The organism is Syntrophomonas curvata, from assembly GCF_052976825.1.
The window spans coordinates 2,888,154-2,912,786 of the sequence record NZ_CM129641.1; the positions used below are offsets into that span (position 1 = coordinate 2,888,154).

The 24,633-nt window shown below is 47.3% G+C and carries 22 protein-coding genes; 8 read left to right on the forward strand and 14 right to left on the reverse strand.

What is annotated here, in order from left to right; genetic code table 11:
- Positions 1-10: 10 nt before the first annotated feature.
- Genes ACU70B_RS13295 through ACU70B_RS13310 form a run of 4 tightly spaced genes read right to left on the reverse strand, consistent with a single transcriptional unit; the run spans position 11 to position 3,378 of the window.
- Complete coding sequence (locus ACU70B_RS13295; protein ID WP_447184002.1) at positions 11-490, reverse strand: MaoC family dehydratase; 480 nt, start codon at positions 488-490, stop codon at positions 11-13.
- A 35-nt stretch (positions 491-525) separates the two neighbouring features.
- Entirely contained in the window at positions 526-1,710 is a 1,185-nt protein-coding gene (locus tag ACU70B_RS13300) for a thiolase family protein (protein ID WP_447184003.1), read from the reverse strand.
- Positions 1,711-1,767: 57 nt separating this feature from the next.
- Positions 1,768-2,178, reverse strand: coding sequence for a Zn-ribbon domain-containing OB-fold protein (locus ACU70B_RS13305; RefSeq protein WP_447184004.1), 411 nt, complete (start codon positions 2,176-2,178; stop codon positions 1,768-1,770).
- Between the two features lie 15 nt (positions 2,179-2,193).
- Complete coding sequence (locus ACU70B_RS13310; protein WP_447184005.1) at positions 2,194-3,378, reverse strand: thiolase family protein; 1,185 nt, start codon at positions 3,376-3,378, stop codon at positions 2,194-2,196.
- 640 nt (positions 3,379-4,018) lie between these two features.
- Here ACU70B_RS13310 and ACU70B_RS13315 point away from each other — a divergent pair.
- From ACU70B_RS13315 to ACU70B_RS13340, 6 genes are all read left to right on the forward strand, one after another.
- A complete protein-coding gene (locus tag ACU70B_RS13315) occupies positions 4,019-5,572 on the forward strand; it encodes a phytoene desaturase family protein (RefSeq protein WP_447184006.1) in 1,554 nt (517 codons plus the stop codon).
- Positions 5,573-5,790: 218 nt separating this feature from the next.
- On the forward strand, positions 5,791-7,503 hold the full coding sequence (locus ACU70B_RS13320) for a class I adenylate-forming enzyme family protein (protein ID WP_447184007.1): 1,713 nt from the start codon (positions 5,791-5,793) through the stop codon (positions 7,501-7,503).
- Positions 7,504-7,683: 180 nt separating this feature from the next.
- A complete protein-coding gene (locus ACU70B_RS13325) occupies positions 7,684-8,856 on the forward strand; it encodes a 3-hydroxyacyl-CoA dehydrogenase family protein (RefSeq protein ID WP_447184008.1) in 1,173 nt (390 codons plus the stop codon).
- A 118-nt stretch (positions 8,857-8,974) separates the two neighbouring features.
- The gene (locus ACU70B_RS13330; RefSeq protein ID WP_447184009.1) at positions 8,975-9,625 is read left to right on the forward strand and encodes a CoA transferase subunit A; all 651 of its coding nucleotides are present in this window, start codon (positions 8,975-8,977) and stop codon (positions 9,623-9,625) included.
- Positions 9,626-9,627: 2 nt separating this feature from the next.
- Complete coding sequence (locus ACU70B_RS13335; RefSeq protein WP_447184010.1) at positions 9,628-10,290, forward strand: 3-oxoacid CoA-transferase subunit B; 663 nt, start codon at positions 9,628-9,630, stop codon at positions 10,288-10,290.
- A 149-nt stretch (positions 10,291-10,439) separates the two neighbouring features.
- Positions 10,440-11,780: an acetyl-CoA hydrolase/transferase family protein gene (locus ACU70B_RS13340; protein WP_447184011.1), complete on the forward strand. Its 1,341-nt coding sequence runs from the start codon at positions 10,440-10,442 to the stop codon at positions 11,778-11,780.
- Between the two features lie 125 nt (positions 11,781-11,905).
- Here ACU70B_RS13340 and ACU70B_RS13345 read toward each other — a convergent pair whose 3' ends face one another.
- Positions 11,906-13,159: an acetyl-CoA hydrolase/transferase family protein gene (locus ACU70B_RS13345; RefSeq protein ID WP_447184012.1), complete on the reverse strand. Its 1,254-nt coding sequence runs from the start codon at positions 13,157-13,159 to the stop codon at positions 11,906-11,908.
- Between ACU70B_RS13345 and ACU70B_RS13350 the strand changes: the two genes are divergently transcribed.
- On the forward strand, positions 13,158-13,823 hold the full coding sequence (locus ACU70B_RS13350) for an AAA-type ATPase lid domain-containing protein (protein ID WP_447184013.1): 666 nt from the start codon (positions 13,158-13,160) through the stop codon (positions 13,821-13,823). The two genes, ACU70B_RS13345 and ACU70B_RS13350, sit on opposite strands and share 2 nt — an antisense overlap.
- Positions 13,824-13,897: 74 nt before the next feature.
- Here ACU70B_RS13350 and yqeC read toward each other — a convergent pair whose 3' ends face one another.
- The 7 genes from yqeC to ACU70B_RS13385 form a co-directional block, all read right to left on the reverse strand.
- On the reverse strand, positions 13,898-14,656 hold the full coding sequence (gene yqeC, locus ACU70B_RS13355; protein WP_447184014.1) for a selenium cofactor biosynthesis protein YqeC: 759 nt from the start codon (positions 14,654-14,656) through the stop codon (positions 13,898-13,900).
- Positions 14,657-14,826: 170 nt separating this feature from the next.
- The gene (locus ACU70B_RS13360) at positions 14,827-16,092 is read right to left on the reverse strand and encodes a tRNA-dihydrouridine synthase (protein ID WP_447184015.1); all 1,266 of its coding nucleotides are present in this window, start codon (positions 16,090-16,092) and stop codon (positions 14,827-14,829) included.
- A 278-nt stretch (positions 16,093-16,370) separates the two neighbouring features.
- Complete coding sequence (locus tag ACU70B_RS13365) at positions 16,371-18,113, reverse strand: acyl-CoA carboxylase subunit beta (RefSeq protein ID WP_447184016.1); 1,743 nt, start codon at positions 18,111-18,113, stop codon at positions 16,371-16,373.
- Positions 18,114-18,234: 121 nt separating this feature from the next.
- Complete coding sequence (locus ACU70B_RS13370; RefSeq protein ID WP_447184017.1) at positions 18,235-19,392, reverse strand: acyl-CoA dehydrogenase family protein; 1,158 nt, start codon at positions 19,390-19,392, stop codon at positions 18,235-18,237.
- Positions 19,393-19,428: 36 nt separating this feature from the next.
- Positions 19,429-19,641, reverse strand: coding sequence for an acyl-CoA carboxylase biotin carboxyl carrier protein subunit (locus ACU70B_RS13375; protein WP_447184018.1), 213 nt, complete (start codon positions 19,639-19,641; stop codon positions 19,429-19,431).
- Between the two features lie 167 nt (positions 19,642-19,808).
- Positions 19,809-20,924: a sodium ion-translocating decarboxylase subunit beta gene (locus ACU70B_RS13380; RefSeq protein WP_447184019.1), complete on the reverse strand. Its 1,116-nt coding sequence runs from the start codon at positions 20,922-20,924 to the stop codon at positions 19,809-19,811.
- 27 nt (positions 20,925-20,951) lie between these two features.
- Positions 20,952-21,116, reverse strand: coding sequence for an oxaloacetate decarboxylase subunit gamma (locus tag ACU70B_RS13385; RefSeq protein ID WP_447184020.1), 165 nt, complete (start codon positions 21,114-21,116; stop codon positions 20,952-20,954).
- A 411-nt stretch (positions 21,117-21,527) separates the two neighbouring features.
- On the opposite strand from ACU70B_RS13385, the gene ACU70B_RS13390 reads away from it, so the two are divergent.
- Complete coding sequence (locus ACU70B_RS13390; protein WP_447184021.1) at positions 21,528-22,931, forward strand: MFS transporter; 1,404 nt, start codon at positions 21,528-21,530, stop codon at positions 22,929-22,931.
- Positions 22,932-22,986: 55 nt separating this feature from the next.
- Here the strand turns inward: ACU70B_RS13390 and ACU70B_RS13395 are convergent, their stop codons facing one another.
- Both ACU70B_RS13395 and ACU70B_RS13400 read right to left on the reverse strand, forming a co-directional pair.
- The gene (locus ACU70B_RS13395; RefSeq protein ID WP_447184022.1) at positions 22,987-24,138 is read right to left on the reverse strand and encodes a MalY/PatB family protein; all 1,152 of its coding nucleotides are present in this window, start codon (positions 24,136-24,138) and stop codon (positions 22,987-22,989) included.
- A 114-nt stretch (positions 24,139-24,252) separates the two neighbouring features.
- A complete protein-coding gene (locus tag ACU70B_RS13400; RefSeq protein WP_447184023.1) occupies positions 24,253-24,624 on the reverse strand; it encodes an HIT family protein in 372 nt (123 codons plus the stop codon).
- Positions 24,625-24,633 lie beyond the last annotated feature (9 nt).

Sequence of the window (24,633 nt, forward strand, 5' to 3'; positions counted from 1 at the left end):
TTACAAAATATTAGGAAGCTGGTTTACGAGGCATCATAAATACCATCTCAAACCTCATAACCGGTTTATCATGTTGATTTTTAACCGTATACTGCCATCTTTGGATGCCCTGAGCCGGTTTACTGGTTTCCTTGACATCAATTATTTCTACTACCGTAGTAATGGTGTCACCCATTCTGACCGGCGCCAGCATACGCATGTTGTCTACACCCATCCAAGCACTTACAGCATCCCCTCCGACTCCAGTCATTGCTACCATACCCACGGCCATTGCAAAAATCAGCGGCCCATGGGCTACCCTTTCACCAAATACCGTGCCCTTGCAGTATTCAGCATCCATATGCAGCTGATAGTGATCCATGGTCAGACAAGCCCAATTAACGATATGGGTTTCAGTTACGGTAATGGAAGTAGTTTTAAACCTGAACCCCAATTCATAATCTTCCCAGTACTCCCCATGAGCGTTCCGAAATCTCTCAGTGTCTCTCATATTAAAAACACTCCTTAAATAACCATCAATTAACTTTAAAGCGCTTCTATAATCAGAGAACGAGCCGGGCCATTCCCACCGCATAGAGTGGCCAATCCCAGTGAAACCCCTCTCCTTCTCATTTCATAAAGAAGCGTTACTACTATTCTGCTTCCGGTACATCCAACCGGATGACCCAGAGCCACTGCGCCTCCGTTGACATTGGTGATATCCCGATTAAATCCCAGCAGGCGTTCACAAGTTAAATACTGTACCGCAAAGGCTTCATTGCATTCAATCAGACCAATATCACTTAGTTTTAAACCTGTCTTCTTTAATAATTTTTGGGTAGCAGGCACCGGTCCGTAGCCCATAATCTCTGGTTCAACTGCAACTACGGTTCCATCTACAACACGAGCCAGTGCCTTTACTCCCAATTCTTTTGCCTTATCAGCAGACATCAGCAGGATTGCGGAAGCACCGTCATTCAACCCAGATGCATTCCCTGCGGTAACAGTTCCATTTTCTTTAAAAGAAGGGGGGAGTTTACCTAGAGCTTCCATGGTCAGATTAAACCTCGGTCTTTCATCTACCTTGAACTCAACAAACTTTTTACCCCTTTGGGGAATATTCACAGGAACTATTTCCTCTTCAAATCTTCCCGATTCTATTGCATCCTGAGCAAGCTTGTTACTGCGGAGCGCGTACTCATCCTGTTCTTGGCGTGTGATACCATATTTTTCGGCCAGGTTTTCAGCCGTCAGCCCCATTATCATGGGACTTCCACCCTTCATTCCCTCCCATAAAGCATCAACCAATTTGTCATCCTTCATCTTGCATCCCAGACGATGTGTTTTGGAAACAAATGGAACCCTGGTCATGTTTTCTACTCCACCAGCCAACACTACATCATAGTTGCCCAATCTTATGTGAGCCGCACCTATATCAATTGCTTCCATCGCTGATGTACAAACACGGTGAATGGTTACACCCGGAACCTTATGGGAAAAACCTGCTTTAAGGGCCGCTACTCTGGCAACGTTTACTTCACTGGTATCGGGACAGGTACAGCCAAAAATAACGTCATCAATAATATCAGCATCAATACCAGCACGTTTGACCGCTTCCGCCATTACCGTTGCTGCCATATCTGCTGCGGGGACATCTTTTAAGGAGCCTAAGAACTCGCCTATAGCGGTTCGACAAGCGGCAACAATTACTACCTCTTTTAAATCTGCCATACATTCATCTCCCTTTATAATCTCAGGCAATGCCAGGCACAATAAAGCGATATTAGACTAGACCTCCGGCCTCCACTTGGGAAGATTAAACTGGTCATTTAATCGTTCAAAAGTGACTTCCACTTCCATATCGCATTTGATTTTTTCTGGTTCAATGCCTACAATATTGCTGACCATCTGGGGCCCTTCTGCCAGACGGATAATAGCTACAACATAGGGTACATCAGCAGCAAAAGCTGATGGTGCATTATTCAGTACGGTTGTATAGCTGTACACCGTACCTTTTCCCGAAGCTTCTACCCACTCCAGTTCGTCGCAAAAACAATGGGGACACACCATTCTGGGTATAAAGTTATATTTTCCGCATGATTTACACTTCTGAATAACGAATTTATTTTCATTAGCCGCTTCCCAGTACGGCTTTGACCATGCATTTACTACGGGAACTGGTTTAGCTTTTTCATTCATTTGGTTTATCCCCCTTTAAGCTATTTCCGTCCCAAGTATTGATACTTGAGCATCCATGTAGCAACCCCCGGTAGCAGTTTCCACAGCAAACTTTGCACCTGCCACCTGTCTTTCACCGGCTTTGCCCATGAGCTGACGAGCAGCCTCAACCAGTACGGCTACTCCACCACCAGCACCGGTATGCCCTTGGGACAACATACCACCATTGGTAGTCATCGGGAGCCTGCCACCCGGCATGGTATTTCCTTCCGCAACAAATGCGCCTGCCTCGCCTCTTTTACAAAAACCCAGACCTTCCAGTGCAATCAGCTGGAATATAGGATAAGAATCGTAGATTTCAGCTATATCAATATCACTCGGAGCAAGCCCGGCTTCTGCAAATGCATCCCTGGCTGCTTCGGCATAACCAAACCTGGTGATGTCCGGCTGTTGGCCCAGGGCAAACGAGGTCACCCGGCCACTATCACCCAGCAGATATACCGGTTTATTATTCAGATTTTTGGCTTTTTCCGCTGAGGTCACGATAAAAGCGGCACCTCCGTCGGCAAGCATATTGGACATCTTGGCATGAAGCGGATCTGAAAGCATTTTGGATGAGAGCACATCTTCTACCGTTAATGGTTTACGGTGCATGGCGTGGGGATTCAGTTCAGCCCATTTACGATTGGATACACAAACAGCAGCAATCTGTTCTTGAGTGGTTCCGGTTTCATACATAAATCTCTGAGTAACCAGCCCGGCAACCGAGGAATAATGCTGACCGTAGATAGCCTCCCATTCAAGCGACATACCAGCGGTTGAAAATAAGTCAATTCCTGCCTGTGAAGTTATTCCGCTGGCAAGTTTGTCTGCATGAACACACAATACGTACTTGGCCTTGCCAGAATTGACTAAAGAAGCCGCAATTTTCAGCATATTTGAACTACTGGCTCCCCCGGCAAATACATTAACATTGCTGTGCACACCCTTCAGACCAAGCTCTTCAACAATGCGGGCGGTAGTAATCTCAGTATTAAATGCCGAATTCCACAAAGAACCGGTTGGCATTACATAGTCAATCTCATCCTTATCAATACCGGCATCAAGTATCGCTTGCCGCGCTGGTATTATTGCATTGTCGATGGCCTGTCTTTCGGGATATTTTCCGGTTGGTACTTCTCCTATTCCTACAATTGCAGTTTTACCTTTGAGTTTATTCATAATCAGACACCTCCTGTTTTCATATTTTGGACTTACAAACCGTTTTGGTGAGACCCGGGCTCAGATAAGACCTGCTGCTTTAGTTTTCAGGTTTACTATGGAACCTTTTAATCTGCAGATTTTGACACCTAGTCTGGATAGTCTAAATATTTGCCTCCTTTGCAAGCCACGGTAGTCATAGTCTAATTAAGATAACCGTTTTAATTTTATTATGATTCGGCCTTTTCTAAATAAAATCGCCTGCATTTATTTTCGTCAAGCTCTAATGACTAAATGTTTATTTTGCGTTCAATTCCCATTATACAGGGATTTTAGGTCAATATATTTACTGTTGACATAACGAATGTTTTTATAGTATCCTCATTTTAGTTGGTATAATTAGATTTAAATTATTTAGTTTATTTATTTTTGTTTTACTTATTATAGTGATAATCTTCCGTCCTTTACTCGTTATAAATACCTATCGGTTATTAATAAGCCGAATTTCTGGCGCTTATTGACTTTATGGCAATCTTTTACATTTAAAATCCCGCATAATATTAATTAAGATTTAATCAATCCTCTAGAAGAAAATTTGGGAAAGGAGGTCATTGGGAAGGTTTAGCAATCCAGTATTTAATAGAAAGGAGCAATTGTTGACGTGAGCAAGTACGACGTTGTAGTTATCGGCGCCGGGCTGGCAGGACTTAGTGTAGCAGCGCTTATGACAAAGAAGGAAAACAAAAAGGTTCTGGTTGTTGAAAGAGAAAACTATGTTGGCGGCAGGTTGTTGTCATTTACAGGCGCCCAGGAAGGTGTACTCCTTCACGATCAAAAAATCGGCCTGCAAGACTTCAAAAGAGCTTTGGCTTCGGTTTATACCAGAGTTTTCCGCTCTGAACCCGATTTGGCAACCATATTCAAGGAAGGGCTGTTCGAGGGTTGGTCCTTTGAAGCCGGCGGACATGCAACCTTCTGGGGCGATAAAGGCAAGGTGGCATGTCTTTTCAACTATCTGGGCATAGACGTAGATCTTCCCGGAAACGAAGGGTTCGCTATAATCGACCCGGGACAAGAAGGTCTGTTTAAGTTGACTAAAGGCGGCAGATTCGAATGGATGTCGGAAGAATCAGGCCGGGAGGCCAAAAAACTGCTTAAAGAAATGGCGCTGGCAACACCCGGGCAACTCAAGGAATGGTCCAAGATTTCCCTGGGCGACTGGATGAGAGAAAGAACTCAAGACCAGAAGGTATATGAGTTCATTGCTGCTATTTCAGCCATACACATGGTGATGGGCGAACCCGACATGACTCCGGCAGGGGATTTTATTCAATTCATGACCAATGCCAGCAAGATTGGTATGAACCTGATATCAGGCTCTACCGGGGTTGTACCTAAACCTGGTTTTATTCGCTTAGGTGAACTGCTTGCGGAAATGATTAAGCAGAATGGCGGCGAAATACTGATAAATACCCCGGTCAAAGAGGTGATTATATCCGATAAAAAGGCAGTCGGGGTTAAAGTGTCCGAGGGAAACAACGAGAAGATATACGAAGCCGGCCAGATAGTATGTACCGCCCTTCCTAAAAGTATGTTCAACATTATTTCCGAATCTAATTTTCCCGAAAGCTTCGTTAATCATATTAAGAAAGATTTCTGGAGCCCAGGAATGGTTACCGGCTATGTCGGCATGAAAAGCAATATGCTGGAGCTGGCCGGTTTAAATCCCAAGTCCTGGATCTTGATCCCTTCCTATATCAAGTCAACCGCAGGATTTATTGGTGATGTAGATGACATTTCTATTATTCCCTCAGCCTTCAGCCCCAGCTTGGCGCCCGAAGGCAAGAGCACTTTTGCTTTTTCCATCGCTTTGACTGAACCCGAGATACTGAATGAAGAAAAGGTCAACAGCGTAATCGATGGAGCATTAAACCATGTCAAACGTGTATTCCCCACCTGGGATGAGGACTTGGAATGGGCAATATTTACCGCCTCTTCAAAAGGGTTTGGCGATTGGCCGCCGATTGGCGAACTACGGCCCGAGAATAAGTCACCCTGGGTACATGGTCTCTTCTTTGCAGGGGATTGTTATGGGGAAACTGTCCTGGGAAGCGGTATGGATGCAGCTATACACTCGGCTGTAGCGTGTGTGGACAAAATGGTGGAAAGCAACTACGCCGAGGAGATACTGCCTCCTTACCACCGCCTGGCTTAATTGCTGCAAAACAGCGCAGGCATCGCTGCAGAAAGGATAACCATGCTACTTTCCAAAAAGGCTGAGGCGTACCAGGATCTGACTAACGTTTTCTACCCAAAATGTAATCAGAAATGCCATGATACGCCCCATTTTGCTTAACTTATATATTATATATTCTTTCTAGAATTGTTGCAAGCTATGACTAATTCATACTTTAAAGTTGGGAGGCATTATTGATGATATTATATCCCCAGGAAAGAATTGAATGGTTTAAAAGCAATGGTTGGTGGGGTAAAGAAACGATTTACACCCTGTTTGCAAATAACGCCAAAATGTACTGGGATGCACCTGCTTTGGTTGATGCACCTAACAAGCCTCAATTAGTCGGTCTTGAACCTTTGAGATTTACCTATGGAGAACTTTTCCAAACGATTGATAATTTAGCAAGCCAGTTGATCACAGCTGGAATTGAAAAAGATGACATAGTAATGGTTCAGTTGCCAAATGTAACCGAAATGGTTTGCGTTTACCTGGCCTGCAGCAGAATAGGCGCAATAGTAAGTCCTATCGCGGTTCAGTATCGCCACCATGAGTTAAATAAGTATATTCGTATAGCTGAACCTAAGGCTTATATCGGAGCTAAAGACTTCAATAAATTCAATTATCTCAACATGATAAATGAAATTATCCCTGATTACCCATGCCTGAAGGTCATTATAGGCCTGGGCAATGATCTGCCGGAAAATGTCCTCAGCCTGTCGGACATGCTTAACAATAGTTCTGCCCTTGATACCCTAAATAATTACCTGACCCAGGTAGATGTAACATCGGATGATGTATTTACCATCTGTTGGACATCCGGAACCGAAGCTGACCCTAAAGCGGTTCCCCGCAGTACCAATGAATGGATAGGTATCGGCTCTGCATGCCATCAGCTCTGTGAAGTAAAAGAGGGTTATAATATACTGAATCCGTTTCCCTTAATCAATATGTCGTCCATTGGAGGCATGTGGCTCCCCTGGTTGTTGAGCGGTGGCGGAGCATTTGTGGTTCATCATCCCTTCGACCTGAAGGTCATGCTGGGGCAACTTCAGGATGAAAAAATCAACTATACCCTTATTCCGCCAGCCGTCCTTAACTCTTTGCTGCAGAATGAAGCCATTCTGCAAAGCTACGACATATCAAACCTGAAATCAATCGGTTCAGGTTCGGCTCCGCTTTCTCCCTGGATGGTCAAAGGATTCCAGGAAAAATACGGAATATTCGTTTATAATGTATTCGGCTCTACTGAAGGCATAGCTTTTGTAAGTAATTTTTACAATCCCGAAGAGAGAGCTTTATACTTCCCTCGTACCGGAAACCCGCTAAGATATGGCATGCCCAATTACACCTGGCAAAAACCCATTAGCCTTATGCAGCAGACTAAAATAGTTGACCCCAACACCAAGGAAGAAATAACCGAAAAAGGTATCCCCGGAGAAATGTGTATAAAAGGGCCCAACGTCTTTTGCGGTTATTATAAACGCCCAGACCTGACTGAGTCTGCTTTTGATAGTGAAGGCTACTTTAATACGGGCGATTTATTTTCCATCGAAGGTGATGACGGGAATTGGAATAAATATATGTTTTCCGGTAGGTCAAAAGATTTAATCATCCGCGGTGGCTGGAACATATCTCCGGAAGAAGTCGAAAATGCCGTTCTGGAGCATCCAAAAGTAGCTGAGGTTGCCGCTGTGGGTTATCCAGATGATAGACTAGGAGAAAAGGTATGTGTCGCCGTAGTTACAAAACCAGGCGAGACCGTAACCCTTGAAGAAATTAACCTCTTCCTGGAGCAAAAGAACATGGCTATTTTTAAACGCCCGGAAATACTCCTTACCCTTGATATGCTGCCCCGGAACCCGGTGGGCAAAGTAGTTAAATCTGAAGTCAGAGCTATGTTAACGTAACATTAATCCGACACTGGTTATGTTTAGTAGGTTTTATTTCCCTTTTCCCCCGACATTCTTTTTATCTGTTGCCGAGGCCTGTCGGCCTCGGCTCTCCTTGCCTCTATCCTTGGCCAATTACCTAATTTAACCCGTCCCGATTATTTGTTCTATTAACGTATAGTATAGGAGGAAACTGAAATGAGTGACATCAAAGCAGAAGCCATGAATAATACAGTTTTATTGAAAAATCGTACCGATAATCCCCTCAGTATGATTCCAACCGGAATTAGCCTTAAAAAAATAAATAAAGTCGGGATTATTGGTTTTGGAACCATGGGAATCGGAATTGCCATAGAGGTGCTTCGCAATATGCAGATACCCGTAGTGGTAAAGGATAGCCAAGAGGGTCTCGAAAAAGGCATGCTCTTCCTGAAACGCAGTCTGGAAGCTATGAAACTTCCGGTGGACGACATGATGAATTTGGTTACCGCCACTACTGAATATAGCGACGATTTTAAGGATATGGACTTAATCATTGAGGCCGTTTTCGAAAACTATGAACTTAAACAGGACATATTTAGTAATATTAGTGCTATCGTATCTGAAGATTGTATTATTGCCAGCAATACATCGACTATTCCTATTGCCAAGCTGTCTCAAGGTGTTTCTCGGCCGGAAAGGTTTATTGGTGCTCACTTCTTTTCCCCGGTTCCCAAAATGGAACTACTAGAAATTATCAAGGGGAAAAATACTAGTCAGGACACTATTTACAGCTTAATAGCTTTTGCCGCTGCTATTAAAAAACGTCCGCTGGTATGTAATGACAGTCCCGGCTTTGTGGTCAACGCTCTACTGTTGCCCTACTTTCAAATTGCATTTCAACTGCTGCAAAAGGGTGTTCCCATTGAGGATATAGACGGAGCTATGATGGAATTCGGCATGCCGGTGGGGCCTATACGTTTGGTTGAAGAAGTAGGAATTGATATCCCCTATAATTCTTTTTATTCAGTTGGGCTGACTCCTCCCGAACCAGTCAAAATCATGGTTGAGAACAACCGCCTGGGTCACAAAAAATCCGGGCAGGGATTCTTTCTTAAAGACGGTAGGGTAGATCCTCAAGCATTGGAATTAATACCAATCGAAAAACAATCTGATTCACTTGATAGAAATCAAATTCAGGAAATCCTGTTCGAAGCTTTTGTACAAAAGGGGAAAGAGCTTTTAGACCTTCAAATAATCAGTAATCCTGGAGATGTTGACCTTGGAACCATCTGGGGCCTGGGTTTTCCTGCAGGTAAAGGCGGACCCTTAAAATGGGCAGACCTTACTGGAGTAAGCGAAAAACTCTTTGGCAAGAAGTTTTATAAGTAAAATTGGCACATTGTAGAGATAGAGATTGTGAAACGGAGTGAGTGTAAATATAATATGCAACCACCTATACCGGTCAAGTCTGCACGTTTCATTTACACTAAGGGAGGAGAAAATGTAAATGCCTAAGATAATTTCCGCTACGGAAGCAGTTAATGATATAGATAACGGAGCAACCGTTATGTTCGGAGGATTTCTGGCAGTTGGCACTCCGGAAACCCTTATAAACGCTTTGATTGCCAAGGATATCCGTGACCTTACCATAATATGCAACGATACCGGTTTTATTGATAAAGGAGTAGGAAAACTAATTGTTCAAAGGCGGGTCAAAAAATTATATGCTTCTCATATCGGAACCAATCCAGAAACCGGTAAACAGATAAATGCCAAAGAAATTGAGGCTGACATTATTCCTCAGGGGACATTGGCGGAAAGAGTTCGGGCTGGCGGAGCAGGGTTGGGAGGATTCTTAACCCCTACCGGTCTTGGAACCGTGGTTGAAGAAGGTAAACAAATAATTGAAGTTAATAGTAAGCCATATCTCCTGGAATTACCCCTACAGGCTGACTTTGCTCTGCTGCATGCCAAAGCAGCTGATAAGGCTGGAAATCTTTTATTTCATGGAACCGCGCAGAACTTCAATCCTTTAATGGCCATGGCTGCCGCTACGGTTATAGCTGAAGTCGATGAGTTAATAGACGATTATTTTGACCCCAATATAGTTCATACACCGGGATTCCTGGTTGATTATTTAGTAAAACGGGAGGGATAAACGTGAATGCCAAGGAACTTATTGTAAAACGGGTGGCTCAGGAACTAAAAGATGGCGATGTGGTTAATTTAGGAATAGGCCTGCCTACCAGAGTAGCAGACTATATACCAGAAGGCTTGAAGGTTTACCTGCAATCAGAAAATGGCATGATAAACATGGGGGCTGCTCCTTCTGATGAAACTGAGATAGATAAATACGTTACAGATGCCGGAGCAAATCCTGCTACTATTAAATCGGGCGGAATGTTTTTTGACAGCGCCTTGTCCTTCTCCATAATCCGGGGAGGCCATGTAGATGTTACCGTCCTTGGCGGGTTACAGGTTGACCAGGAAGGTAACCTCGCTAACTGGGTAATACCAGGTAAGATGTTTCCTGGTATGGGGGGGGCAATGGATCTGGCTACCGGTGCCAAGCGGGTTATCGTAAGCATGGAGCACTGTTCTAAGGATGGTTCCCCCAAAATACTAAAAAAATGCACATTACCCCTTACGGCTAAAAATGCTGTATCTTTGATCGTCACTGAGAAAGCTGTAATTGAGGTCTGTCCTGAAGGTTTATTGCTCCAGGAACTTCAACCAGGCAGCAGCCTGGAAGAAGTTCTGGCCTGTACTGAGGCTGACCTCATCATACCTGATTCGATGCAAAACCAGGAGGCTATCTCCTAGGGCATTTGAATATCAGCAATGGCATGTAACTCCTTGGTGTTTAACCGACCCAAGGGGTTACATGCGTTTTTACCAGATGGGTGCAGTTCACTCCATTCTAACAGTCTATGTCGAATCAAAAAAACGTTTTTCGAAAGGAACTGATGCAAATGGCAGGTTATATAGGCGAATACCAACGCAAACTGGTATCAGCTGATGAAGCGGCAAAGGCGGTTCAATCCGGAGATACGGTTAACTACGGCGAATTTATGATGGCGTCCCGCGTACTCGATGCAGCGCTGGCCCGGCGCAAGGAACAGCTGCGGGGTGTACAGATACTGACTACCGCCTGTCCCTTTACCCCGCAAGTTGTTCTGAGTGACCCCGAGCAGGAAAGCTTCATTTTTAACGACTGGCATTTTAGCGGCGCCAGCCGTAGTTTGCACGACAAAGGTTTATGTTTTTATGTCCCCTTGCTCTACCACGAAGGGCCTACCCTTTATAAACACTACATCCCGGTGGACGTTGCCATGGTAAAGGTTGCCCCCATGGATAAGCACGGTTACTTTAATCTCGGTACTTCCTGCTCCATGACTCCGGCAATATGTGATTCTGCGCGGATAGTAATAGCAGAAGTCAATACAGCCGTACCCAGATGCCTTGGAGGTTGTGAAGAATCCATTCACATCTCGGGCATCGATTATATTGTGGAGGCTGAAAACGCCCCCCACATTCAAATACCTGCAGCCCCTGCATCTGCCACCGATAACATAATCGCCGACCTGGTTATGGAGGAAATCACCGATGGCGCCTGCCTTCAACTTGGTATCGGCTCATTGCCCAACGCTATCGGAGCCAAGATAGCAAATTCAAACTTGAGAGATCTGGGGGTTCATACCGAAATGCTGGTTGATTCCTTTGTAGATATGTATGAAGCCGGCAGAATAACCGGGAAAATGAAGCAGATAGACAAAGGCAAAATGGTTTATACCTTTGCTATGGGCAGCAATCGCCTGTATGAATTCTTGGATAACAACCCTGCCTGTGCCATATATCCGGTAGATTATACCAACAATCCCTATATAATCGCTCAAAATAATAAGGTCATGGCCATTAACAACGCCATTGAAGTAGACCTCTATGGCCAGGCCTGCTCAGAATCTTACGGCATTCGTCATATTTCCGGAACCGGCGGACAATTTGACTTCATTTTCGGCGCTTACAAATCCCAGGGCGGCAAAGGCTTCATTTGCCTTAGCTCCACCGTAAAGGATGTGAACGGCAAACTGAGGTCGAGAATTAAACCTACTCTTGCTTCAGGCGGAATCGTAACCGCTCCCAGAACCGTAAACCATTATGTTATAACCGAATATGGCAAGGCAATGTTAAAAGGAAAGACTACCTGGCAGAGAGCCGAAGCTTTAATTAACATAGCACATCCTGATTTCCGGGATGAGCTAATTCAGGAAGCGGAAAAGATGAGAATATGGGTTAAGTCCAATAGAAAATAAACTATTATTTCTATACCCACAGCTTAAAAGAATCTATAAAAAACGCCTCGGAGCCTACCAAATAGATATAACCCCGAGGCGTTAATACCAGGATATATGAGTGCCGGTTTCCTCTATGGCTACTGTTATGCAATCTTATTGGTTTTGGTCCATATGCGCATTTCTTGAGCTTCTTTAGTCAACTCTTCCCTGAAGCTTGGGTGGGCAATACTGATTAGGGCTTCAGCCCTTTCCCAGGTCGATTTGCCCTTTAAATTTATGATTCCGTATTCTGTGGCCACATAGTGAACAATAGTCCTGGGTACAGTAACAATACTTCCCTTGCTCAAGGCGCCACGGATTCTGGAAGAAACCTCCCCCTTGTTATTGGTGTAGGTTGACTTCATGCAAATTATTCCCTTTCCCCCTTCGGATAGATATGCGCCCAACATAAAATCAACCTGGCCACCGGTACCGGAAATCTGCCGGGTACCTATGGATTCGGAATTTATTTGGGAAAAGAGATCTATCTCCAGGGCGTTATTTATAGCAATCACATTTCGATTTCCGGCAATCTGGCTGGGTGTATTTATATAATCCACCGGATACATGGCACATAAAGGGTTATTATCAATAAAGTCATACATATCCTGAGTGCCAAGTGAAAAAATATAGGCCATTCTGCCAATATCCATACCTTTTTTTAAACCGCTTATTTTCCCCGCCCGGTACATATTAAGGTAAGCTTCAGCCAACATCTCAGAGTGGACCCCCAGATCTTTCAGGTCTGAGTCAGCGATAAGTTCTCCTATCACATTGGGCATAGTCCCGATTCCCAATTGAACACAGGCGCCATCAGGGATTTCATTAACCACCCACCGGGCAATACTATAATCTTCATCATCGGGCTGCGGCAACGGTATGGTAATCATGGGCTGATTATCTCCTTCCACAACTGCGTCAACCATTGCTATATTAACTGAGGTGTCGTTCCCCCCCAAAGCTACAGGCATGTTTTCATTTACTTCCACAACGACTTTTTTGGCATTGCGGATGAGTTCGCCAATATGGCCTCCATTGGGTCCAAAGTTAAAATTACCATGTCTATCCATAGGGGCGACCTGCAGCATCACTGTATCACGCATCTTGCTCCGTACGGTTTTGGGCATCTCATAGTAAAGAGCGGGCACATAGAAGTAATTGGACAGACTGCGATCAGACCCGGAACAATGCCAGCAGTTATAAATAAAATGCTGGCAGGATGGATCGGATGAAGCTGTATGCAACGGATATAATCCCAGGCTGCAATTTATAATAACCCCTTCCAGCTCTTCTTTACGTTCAGCCAGAGCTCTATCTATCAGGGGGGGAACTATTTTTCTGGATGAAATCGGCGACATGCCTTTGCATCTGCAAAGCAAGCTGCTGCGGGTACTGGAAAACCGGGTTATTGAAAGGGTGGGCGGGATAGAGCAAATTTCAATTGACGTCAGAATCATCGCCGCCACCAACCGCAACCTGGAAGAAATGGTCGAGAATCACGAATTTCGTGATGACCTGTATTACCGGCTAAGCGTTATTCCGGTCTTCATCCCTCCACTCAGGGAGCGGAAAGAAGATATTCCCATCCTGATCGATCACTTTTTGGTAAAATACAGTAGCCACATGGGACGCAGCCTGCAAAAAATCGACCCTCAGGCCCAGAAAATGCTTCTCCACTATTCATGGCCGGGCAATATCCGGGAACTGCAAAACACCATCGAATATGCCATCAATATGAGTGAAGACGACCAAGTGATAGGGATGGAGCACCTGCCCAACCGCCTATTCCGAAACAGCAGCACCGATAATAAACCCCTGCAGATAAATGGCAATCTCTTCAAAGGCACTATCCCCAATCAACAGGGCAAGCTTAAAAACATGGAAATTGAAGCTGTCTGCCAGGCTCTGGAGAAATTCGGGACAACTACGGAAGGCAAAGAGCAGGCTGCGAAATATCTGGGCATAAGTATCGCCACCCTGTATCGTCGGCTTAAGGAGATAAATTCGCTTAAGGTTCTCTAGTTTTTTAAAGCCAGGCTGTGGTTTAACAGGCACTTGCGCACCCATTAAACCACAGCCTGGCTTCTTCATGACTGCTATTCTATTATATCCGCTACCGGATTTTCACTGCGCATAGAGCATAGGATTACTTTACTAATCCCGCTGCCTTTTTTAAGCAGCCGGGCGGTTTCATATGCCTCATCCAACGACCCGAGGCAATCAATTTTGTTAATGATGGCTATATTCTCTGCCGCAGCGGGGCTGGTACGCAATATTCCCCCGGGGTGTTTGATCAGCCGCGCTATGGTGTCAGGTTTTACTACAGTGCCCATCTCCTGCCCGGTTAGCTCGGCCACTATTTCAGGCCGGTGGACATACTCCGAATCAAGGGGGCGGCCTAAAACATCTGCTCCTATTACTATTATCAACCGGGTAGTTATCTCCGGAATTACCGGTTCATATTCTAAATGACCCTTTAACGGCCGCCCTTTGGAGCCATCCGCCTCCACCAGCATAAAGTCCACTTGGCCGGCTTTAAACAGGGCTGCAAGGGTTTGGGGCTTAACCCCATCAAGCTTATTATTTTCCTTGATTCTCACGGAGGCCAAAACGGGTCTCTTGCCGGACTGAAGAGCCTTTATAAGAAATTCGTCTTTATAACCCTCCTCATTGGTATAGAAGCAAGGGTACCCTATCCGGTCGGGAGCAAATATTTTGGTGGTGGTGGTTACCAATACCCGGCAGGAAGCTGGTATCTCCTCCGCCAGGCGATACATTATACTGGTCTTGCCTCCCCCGCCGACCAAGGCTGCCACCGCGCGCTGCTTCAAATCGAGAGCCTCATATAGTTTCATACGCCATAATATTCCTTTCGCCAAGGATGCCGATGCGGATAACGCTGAATCAGTAAGGATTTACATATTCTCCTCCGTTCACTATTCGGATATACCCTGAGAACTGCCTGGTAGATCCTTACTGACCCACAATCTTCCCCATATTGATAACCTCCGCCAGGATAAGAGCATTAATTAAAGTCCCCCAGAAAAATAGGAACCGGGCCTTGCATAAAGATAGCCTCGTCCAGGCAGAGAGAGGCACATAAGCCGCAACCAGAGCATTTGCCGGGATCAATTACGGCCTTCTTGCTTTTAAAAGAAATGGCTCCATACAAACACCAGCCCTTACACATACCGCAGCCCGTGCACCTCTGCGGGTTAACTGCCGAAGTGGCCCTGGTTTTACGATCCACTTTATCCCAGGTTACAATTTGGCCAAGACTTATGCCCCTCAGTTCAGCAATACTGGAGAAACCCTTCCTTTCCATAAAGGATTCCAAACCAATTATAAAATCATTGATCTTGCGGAATCCCATCTCGCTATACATAAGTGCGGTGCAGGTTTGTACGGTGCTGGCGCCTGCCATTATGGCCTTAACAATATCCTGCCAGTCCCAGATACCACTGGTGGCAGATACCGGAATATCGACTTCCCGGGCTACTTTGGCCACCCATTTAAGCATCAGCGGGCGCATCCACGGTCCCCCCACACCAGCAAAAGAGCCATGCAGCAAGGGTCTGCCGGTCTCAATGTCAATATCCAGGGCCGGGAAACGGTTAATCACGGTAACCCCGCTGGCCCCGCACTCCTGCATCTTCCGCGCCATCATAACCGGACTTATCCCTTCCGCAGTCAGCTTTACAAATACCGGCAGGTCAACCGCCGCAACTACAGTCTTGACTACCTCGCAGGCCAGTTCCGGATCACTTCCCAGTTCCAGGCCGCTCTTATAGCCCAGGTCATTCGGGTGAGGGCAGCCGAAATTAAGTTCCAGCATATCCACACCGGTGCCAGCCATCTTTTGGGCCAGATCGGCCCATACCTGAAGGGTAGTGCCCGATATGCTGCCTATCAGCCTGGTATTATGCTCATGACAATATCGCGCGGCGCCAGCAAGTTCTTCGGCCCACTCCTCCGGCGTATGGGTGGCAAGAAACTCGCAAGAGTAATTGGAAAAGGCAAAAGGCCACCCCTTCTTATGCAGTATGGTAAAACGCGGCGACACATGTTTTTGCAGCCGGGGTTCAACCGTTACAGTTTTAGCTACGATTCCACCGACACCATAGTCAACACATTTTTTCATAAAGCTTGAATCCTTTGACGGTGTCGCTGAGGCGACAACTACTGGGTTCTTAAACTTTCTTCCACATACTTCTATGCTTAAGTCCGGCTTCAATTTCACATCCCCCCTAAAATATAATATCAATTGTTTATTTATAATAGCAATTTTCATGCCAAGCCATATAAACCGGGTTTTTTAGCGTTTTTGCTAAAAAAATATTTATCATTTTATCAAGGTTTATCATTTTGCACATTATTGCATTAATAAAGGCTCCTGTTGTTACAGGAGCCCCGGATATACATCTATATTATTGCCATACCGGCCTCATAATAAAGGGAACGGTATGAAATTTTCCCTAATCTGCCCGCTGTGTGGGGAGGAGTGGGGGGTTCTAAATAACAGCGGGCATTAAGGGAAAAGTCATTTATTTAAATTGTTGACTTCCTGGCCTATCCCCTGATAACCCTTGGGGTAATCATCTGATGGAAGGGGCAGATGGAGGTGGGATTCTGATAGACCGAACCAACAAAAGCCTTGCAATAATCGCGCAGCCCGGTCATATTGACTACTTCATCCACAAACCCTCTCTTGGCGCAATAAACCGGCCGGGACTTATCATAATACTGCTTGACCATGTCATTCATTTTCTCAATTACCGGTTCCAGGGGCTTGCCGGCATCCTTTTCCTTCACCAGACGGCGGGAATAAGAGGCTGCGGCAGCGGTTTCCCCGTGCATGACATAGATCTCAGTGGTGGCTGTCCCCAGGGTAAAGACATTGTTGTTATTGGCATTGGGGCCGCCCATGACATAGTGGGCAGCAGCGGTGCCTTTCCTTAAGACCAAAAGCATCATGGGGATGTCGGTGCTCTCGATGGAATAAATCAGCGACTGTCCCAAGCCCAAGAGTTCTGCCTGCTCGGCTATGTCGCCCACATCAATGCCGGTGGTGTCCTGGACCCAAACCAGGGGGATACGGTCGCGGCCGCAGAAGGTCACAAATTCGCTCATCTTGATCAGGCCCTGGCGGTAAAGCTTGCCGCCAATACCCTTGTACTGGTCGGTATATTCCGGATAATCGCCCAGAGCACCCTGATTGTTGCCGATAAAACCGCAGAGATAGCCGTCAATTTTAGCCAGTCCGCAGTAAATCTCGGGGCCGTAATCAGGTTTGTACTCCATGTGCTCGCTGTTGTCAAAAAGCCGGGCCAGTATTTCTCTTAATTGATAACCCCTCTTTTGATTGAAAGGTACCAGGCTGTAAATATCTTCGGCCGGGAATTTGGGTTCGGCCGGATCGGCTACCCGGAAGAAATCAGGATGGTAAGCCGGCATATCCTTCATGTACTTTTTGATGGTATCAAGAACAGCTTCTTCCGTATCGCAGGCTTCCCTGAAGAAACCGGTCCCGTTATAATGAATCTCAACTCTGCCCGGAGGAGTGGATTTGAATTTGCGGGTGGCATCGATTAACTGTTCAGCCGCCTCTTCATCAAAGTATCCCTTGGGGTTCATACCGCCGACTATACCGCCGCCGCCAACTGCCATATTGGCCTTCTGGTGAGCTATCAAGGTGGTCGGGCTGACGGCATGGTATCCGCCCCCGGCAGGATTGGTGCCATAAATGCCTACGATTACCGGAATCCCCATCTGATTAAGCTCGGAATGACGATAGAAGGGGGTGCCGTTGCCTCTGCGGTTGGCATAGACCTCTTCCTGCTCCATCAGTTTGACTCCGCTGCAATTAAGTACCCATACCAGGGGGATATGCAGTTTTTTGGCCATATCGGTAACGCGCAGGATATTGTCCGCCTGTCCCGGAATCCAGGCGCCGGCCATGATCTTGTTATTGGAAGCAATTATGACCGCCCATTTGCCGGCGATTTTACCCAGGCCGTCGATAACTCCGGTATTGCCCTCTTCGTTTCCTACCGGATCATATATGGTGTGCAAGGGGCACCAGGTGCCGGGGTCTACCAGGTACTCCAGACGCTGCCAGGCGGTCATCTCGCCTTTGCTGTTCATGGCTTCGGTAGATTTCCCGGTATTTTTTACTCTATCAATCTCTTTGGCTACTTCGGCTTCTACCTCTTTTATCTGTTCGATGTTCGGTTTCAGTTCCCGGCTAAGCTCCTTGCCCACTCCGGGCATTTCCTTGAAATAGGGGTGCATTGAATATCCGTATTCTCCCATGCTGGGGCCTCCCTTCTTTAAGCGGTAAACAAAATGTCTGTGTCCTATCCTTTGTCCCCATGGAGGGGGTCTGTTTTTATTTGCAGAGGGGAATGAGCTTCCCCTCTGCTCAAGGTATTGCTTATCTGTTAGGCGCATAACCCAGCTCGATGTTGGCAACGATCTGGGTATGGATGTTGGAGGTTCCCTCCAGGGTCTCAAACTGTTTGGCATCCCTTAGCCATCTGGGGCAGGGATATTCGGTGGAATAACCGTAGGAGCCATAGACTTTCATAGCCAGGTTGGCAGCATTAACCGCAGCCTTGCAGGCATAGAGCTTGGCCATGGAAGTAGCCTGCTGGTTGGGCAGAGCATTGTCCTTTAGCCAGGCGGCATGGTAAACCAGGTATTTGGCGGCCTCGTCTTCCAGCTTCATCTCGGTAATCTGCTGCTGAATCATCTGATATTTGCCGATAGGCTTGCCGAACTGGGTGCGCTCATTGGCATACTGCACCGAACCCTCGGTAGCTGCGGCCGATAAGGCAGCGGCGCCGGTGGCGCAGCCCATGCGGGTATTGTTTAACTGCCACATGCAAATCTGGAAGCCTTTGTTTAAAGGTCCCAAGAGGTTTTCTTTGGGAACGACGGCATTCTCAAATACCAGCTCGGACGTGGGAGCGCAGTACATGCCGAACTTGGTGTTGATAGGTATCCTGGTAACACCCGGGGTGTTGTTGAAATCAATTATGAAACAGGATAATCCCTTGGCTCCGGCCCCCTTTTCGGTAACCACATAGAGCAGTCCCACATCAGATACGTGCCCGCCGGATATCCACATTTTGCTGCCGTTGATCAGCCAGTGGTCGCCCTTGTCTTCGGCAAAGGTCTTCATGCTGGCCACATCAGAACCCGAGTTGGCTTCGGTAATAGCAAAGCTGCCTACATATTCGCCGCTTACCAGGCCGGGGATATATTTCTGTTTCTGTTCTTCCGTACCATATTCGTTGATGGTCATAGCCGGGCCCCAGCAGTTGCCGCTGACGGAAAGCCTCCAGGAGGTATGCACTTTGGCTATTTCGTAAAGTGCCAGCACGGCTTCCATCCAGCCCATGCCATTGCCGCCGTATTCTTCGGGAATACTCCATCCCAGAAGGCCCAGTTCTCCCATTTTGGTCAGGATCTCTCTGCGGTAATAGTGGTTCTCCTCATCCTGATCCACATAAGGGGCTATTTCTTTTTCTGCAAAGTTGCGGGCCATATCCTGAACCATTTTCTGAATCTCTGTTAATGCAAAATCCATTATGCAACCCTCCGAATTATATTAAAGATCACAAGCCTACTCGATTACAGCCAGGATATCTCCTTCATTTACCTGATCGCCGACCTTGACCTTCAGTTCTTTTACCGTGCCGCTTTCCGGACAGTAGATGGGGTTCTCCATCTTCATGGCTTCAATAACGATGACCTCGTCATCTTCGTTTACCTGTTGTCCTACCTCCAGGTTCAGTTCCAGTATTTTCCCCGATAACGGACTTTCAAAGTTTGCCATAGTTTATTACCTCCTATTTGTTAATTATTTTTAATTTGTGGATTTCAGGTTACCGCTTGCAACCCGTTATGAGTAAATCCAGAAACTTTATGCTTTCTAAATAAGGGTGCAGTCTTTCCCTCCTTCCTCTATTTATATCCACTAAGCGTATTGTCACGAAATTAGTCTTAACCCAATACGCTGATAAACATACCCGCGGCTACAGCGGTGCCGATAACACCGGCAACATTAGGCCCCATGGCATGCATCAGCAGGTAATTGCGGCGGTTGGCTTCTGAGCCGACTTTGTGCACCACCCGGGCTGCCATCGGTACCGCCGATACTCCTGCGGCCCCGATTAGCGGGTTGATCTTCTCTTTCAGGAACAGATTCATAATTTTGGCGAAGATAACACCGGTCCCGGTTGCCAATATGAAAGCGGCACAGCCCAGTATGAACACGTAGATAACTTTAAAGCTTAGAAAGGTCTCGGCCGACATGGTGGCGCCAACCGATATGCCCAGGAAGATGGTCACTATGTTCATCAGCTCGTTCTGGGCCGCATTGGATAGTCTCGCCACTACTCCGGACTCCCGGAACAGGTTGCCCAGCATGAACATGCCAATCAGCGGGGCTGAATCAGGCACAACCAGGCATATTACCAGCATGGCAATCAGGGGGAAGAAGATTTTTTCCAGCTTGCTGACCGGGCGCAGCGATTTCATTACTATTTTGCGTTCTTCTTCACTGGTCAGGGCCTTCATTACCGGGGGCTGAATCAACGGCACCAGGGCCATATAGGAATAGGCGGCTACGGCGCACACTCCCATCATCTCCGGCGCCAGCTTGGAAGCCAGGTAGATGGTGGTAGGCCCGTCCGCTCCGGCTATAATACCGATAACTGATGCCTGGGGCACCGTAAATTTTAAGAGAATAGCCAGGAAGAAGGTAAGGTATACACCTACCTGAGCCGCGGCGCCCAGCAACAGGGTCTTGGGGTTGGCTATCACCGGGCCGAAGTCGGTCATAGCTCCTAACCCCAGGAAAATCAGGGGAGGAATCACTTCCCATTCCAGCCCGTAATGGTAAAAGCGCCATATCAGGCCGGAACCTTCATTCATCAGCGGCGCCAGAGGCAAATTGGCCATAAGTATGCCGAAACCTATCGGCAGTAAAAGCAGCGGTTCAAATCCTTTTTTAATAGCCAGGTAGATCAGGGTGCCGCCTATTGCCCACATTAATACCTGGCCCCAGGTCAAAGCAAAAAACCCGGTCGATAAAAGTATGTCCTTTACAATATCCATTGCTGATTAACCTCCTAGTTTAGTCTCTTAACTTTTGCCTGCCTGTGAGACATCGTCTTTCTTGCCGCGTGATTCTATCCAGATGGCTAATTTGGAACTGAACACAACTGCCAGCTGTAATAGTGCCATGACCAGAAAAACTCCGGTTACTCCAGCAACGAAGCATTCCAACGCCTGCGTACCTGCTCCCACTCCCACCCCTCCTTTTTAAAAAATCAATCGGATACAAAACAGACATGCAAATTGCATGCCATTCAGGCAGCAGACTGTAGTTATTTCGTTTTTTACAGGACTGCTGATGCCGATAATGCAGAAAAATAGCTACTCATGGCCTTGTTGTAAACCTGGTAAAACATGTTAAAGCATCTACGGCAAGATCGTTCTTGTTTTCTCAAATTGATTATTGATTATGCTAATTATCAGGTTGATTCCATAGCTTAAAGGGGCAGGACTCCCCTTTAAGCCTTTTAACGGGAGCCTTAAAGGATGTATAATAACATCAACCTTAGCCGGGTTGTGAAAATTCAATTATAAACAGTGGGAGAGAAATCTGTCCGACCTCTGGAGATTACCAAAGAAGAATTAAAAGATGGAGCAGCGATTATGGAAGCCAATACATCAAATGAAAAAACTACTCTTTATACGGTTATGACTACCTCGTTTATGACTACCTTCATGGGCAGTTCAATTAATCTGGCTCTGCCTGCTATGGGGCGTGAATTCAGCAGCAACGCCATACTGGCTAGCTGGGCCATCACCGCTTATCTGCTGGCCTCAGCCATATTTCTGCTGCCTTTTGGCCGTCTGGCCGATATTCACGGCAGGCGCCGCATGTACCTGCTGGGAACCGTCCTCTATACCATTTTTACCCTGATGACCACTCTGGCCTCATCCATGGAAATGGTTATCGGCGTTCGTCTCCTGCAGGGTTTAAGCTCGGCCATGATATTCAGCACCGGCATGGCCATCCTCACCTCAGTTTATCCCCCTCATAAAAGAGGCCGCGCTCTGGGCTACAGTGTTGCCGTTACCTATCTGGGCCTGTCAGTGGGGCCGGTGCTGGGGGGTATGATGAACCACTATTGGGGGTGGCGCAGCATATTTTACCTGACTACCCTGCTCGGCTTTCTAGCCGTAGCCGGGATATACTTCTGGCTGCGCAGTGAATGGGCGGGAGCCCGCGGTGAAAAATTCGATGTCCCCGGCAGCCTGCTCTATATTGCGGGACTATTGGCGTTTCTCTATGGTCTGTCTTCTATTGCCGACTTCGCATGGTCGCGCTATCTGGTTTTGTTGGGACTGGTCCTGCTGTTTCTTTTTATATCCTGGGAATTGCGCAGCGGCTATCCCATCTTGCAGGTACGGCTGTTCAAGCACAACATGGCCTTTACCTTTTCCAACCTGGCGGCCATGATTAACTACAGCGCCACCTTTGCCGTAACCTTCCTGTTATCGGTATACCTCCAGGTGGTTCGGGGATACGACTCGCAGGCAGCCGGGCTCATTCTCCTGGCTCAGCCCCTGGTCATGGCCCTACTGTCCCCTCTGGCCGGAACCCTTTCCGACCGCCTGGAGCCGCGGCTGGTAGCATCTCTGGGTATGGGATGCTCTGCCCTCAGCCTGTTTTTCTTCATATTTATATCGGCCGCCACTGCCCCAGTCTGGCTGGTAGCCAACCTGCTCCTGGCCGGTCTGGGCTTCGCCCTGTTTGCATCCCCCAACAATAATGCCATCATGGGCTCAGTGCCCATGAGGCTATACGGCATAGCCTCATCCACCCTGGGTACTATGCGGCTGGTAGGCCAGGCCATAAGCATGTCAATCGTGACCCTCCTGATTGCCCTGTTCGTAGGTCGGGTGCCCCTGGCCGGAGCTAACCCCGCCGCCTTCCTGGCCTGCATGCGGGTATCATTTATCGTTTTCACTGTTATCTGTATACTGGGAGTACTGGCCTCCCTGAAGCGGGGGAGCCTGCACAGCAATGGAGTGGTTGGGGAAGAAGGATAGGCGCAGCTCTGCAACAATAAGTCCGGGGACTATCCCCGGACTTATTTCTCGTTCTCTAACCTCCGACCGCTTCTTCCAGTCGCTGCAGGGCTTCCAGCAGCCGGGAGCGGGGACAGGCAATATTCATCCTTTGAAAACCGCTGCCGCCGGTGCCAAAGATAGTGCCCGGTTCCAGTAAGAGTTTAGCCTTCCCCTTGATAAAGCTGTCCAATTCTTCATCATTTAAACCCAGGCCGCGGCAGTCCAACCACAGCAGGTAAGTGCCTTCCGGCTCTACTATTTTAAGCTCAGGAATACGCTCTGCTATAAAACTGCCGGCCAATCGATAATTTTCCTCCAGGTAAAGCAGCAACTCCTCCAGCCAGGCCTCTCCATAAGTATAAGCCGCCTCCACCGCCGCAACCGCGAAGACATTGGGCAGGGCCAGGCCGCTGCCCCGCAAAACCTGGCGGTAAGCCGAGCGCAGGCTTTCATTGGCAATGATGACATTGGAAGCCTGGATACCCGGAATATTAAATGTTTTACTGGGCGCATTGCAGACTACCGTATTCTGCTCCAATTCCTTGGAAAGCGAAGCCAGAACCCTATGTTTAAAACCCGGGAAAACCAAATCGGAGTGAATCTCATCGGATATAACAGTAATCCCATGCTCCAGGCAAAATTGCCCCAATGCCAGCAGTTCCTCCCGGCTCCATACCCGTCCCACCGGATTGTGGGGGCTACACAAAATTAAGAGTTTAACCCTGGAGTCCACCATTTGCTTCAGCTGCTCCATATCCATACGATATTTGCCGCCGTCAAAATAAAGCGGGTTTTCCAGCAGTTCGCAGCCGTTGGAAGAGGCCACATTATAAAAGGGCCGGTAAACCGGAGGTTGAATAATAATCCGGTCCCCGGGCTCGGTCAAGGCTCGAACCAGCATATACAAGGCCGCTACCACTCCCGGGCCGGTGGATATCCATTCCCTCTGCGGCGCCCACCCGCAGCGCTTAGTCATCCACTGCATCAAGGCTTCAAACCAGCCCCCGCATCCGCCGCTATAACCAAAAACCCCGTGCCGCGCTCTCTCCAGCAGGGCAGCTATTACCTCCGGGGGCGACTGAAAATCCATATCCGCCACCCACATCGGTAACAGGCCCTTTTCCGCTGCATCCCACTTGGCGCAATTGGTGTTTTCTCGTGCCATTAATTTATCAAAATCGTACACAAACCATCCTCCTGTACTAATGGTACAATCTTAACTTCAACCGGCTGTATCTACCGCCCGGTAATGATCCCGGTAGTTGTCCAGAGCCATATAATTCCCCCGCCTCTAACTTCTCTAGTAAATCCTTTTACCCGGCACCACTCCCCGCACCCCGCCTTTGGGATTGTCGCTATCTCCCCAGTAGCGCGGTATCAGGTGAACATGCAGGTGCATTATCGACTGTCCGGCTGCTTCGCCGCAGTTTATCCCGATATTATAGCCATCCGGGTCATACTGCTGATCCAGCAGTTTTTTGGCCTCTTCCAGCAGTTCGTTTATGGCCTGGCGTTCTTCAGGGGTAGTATCGAAGAAGCTTTCTATGTGCCTTTTGGTAATAATCAGGCTGTGTCCCGGAGATACCGGGTATTTGTCATACTTCATCCAGGCAAGCTGGTTTTCCCTGAAAAAGTCCTCGCGGTCACAGAATATACATTTTTCTTTTCCCATTATTTGCTC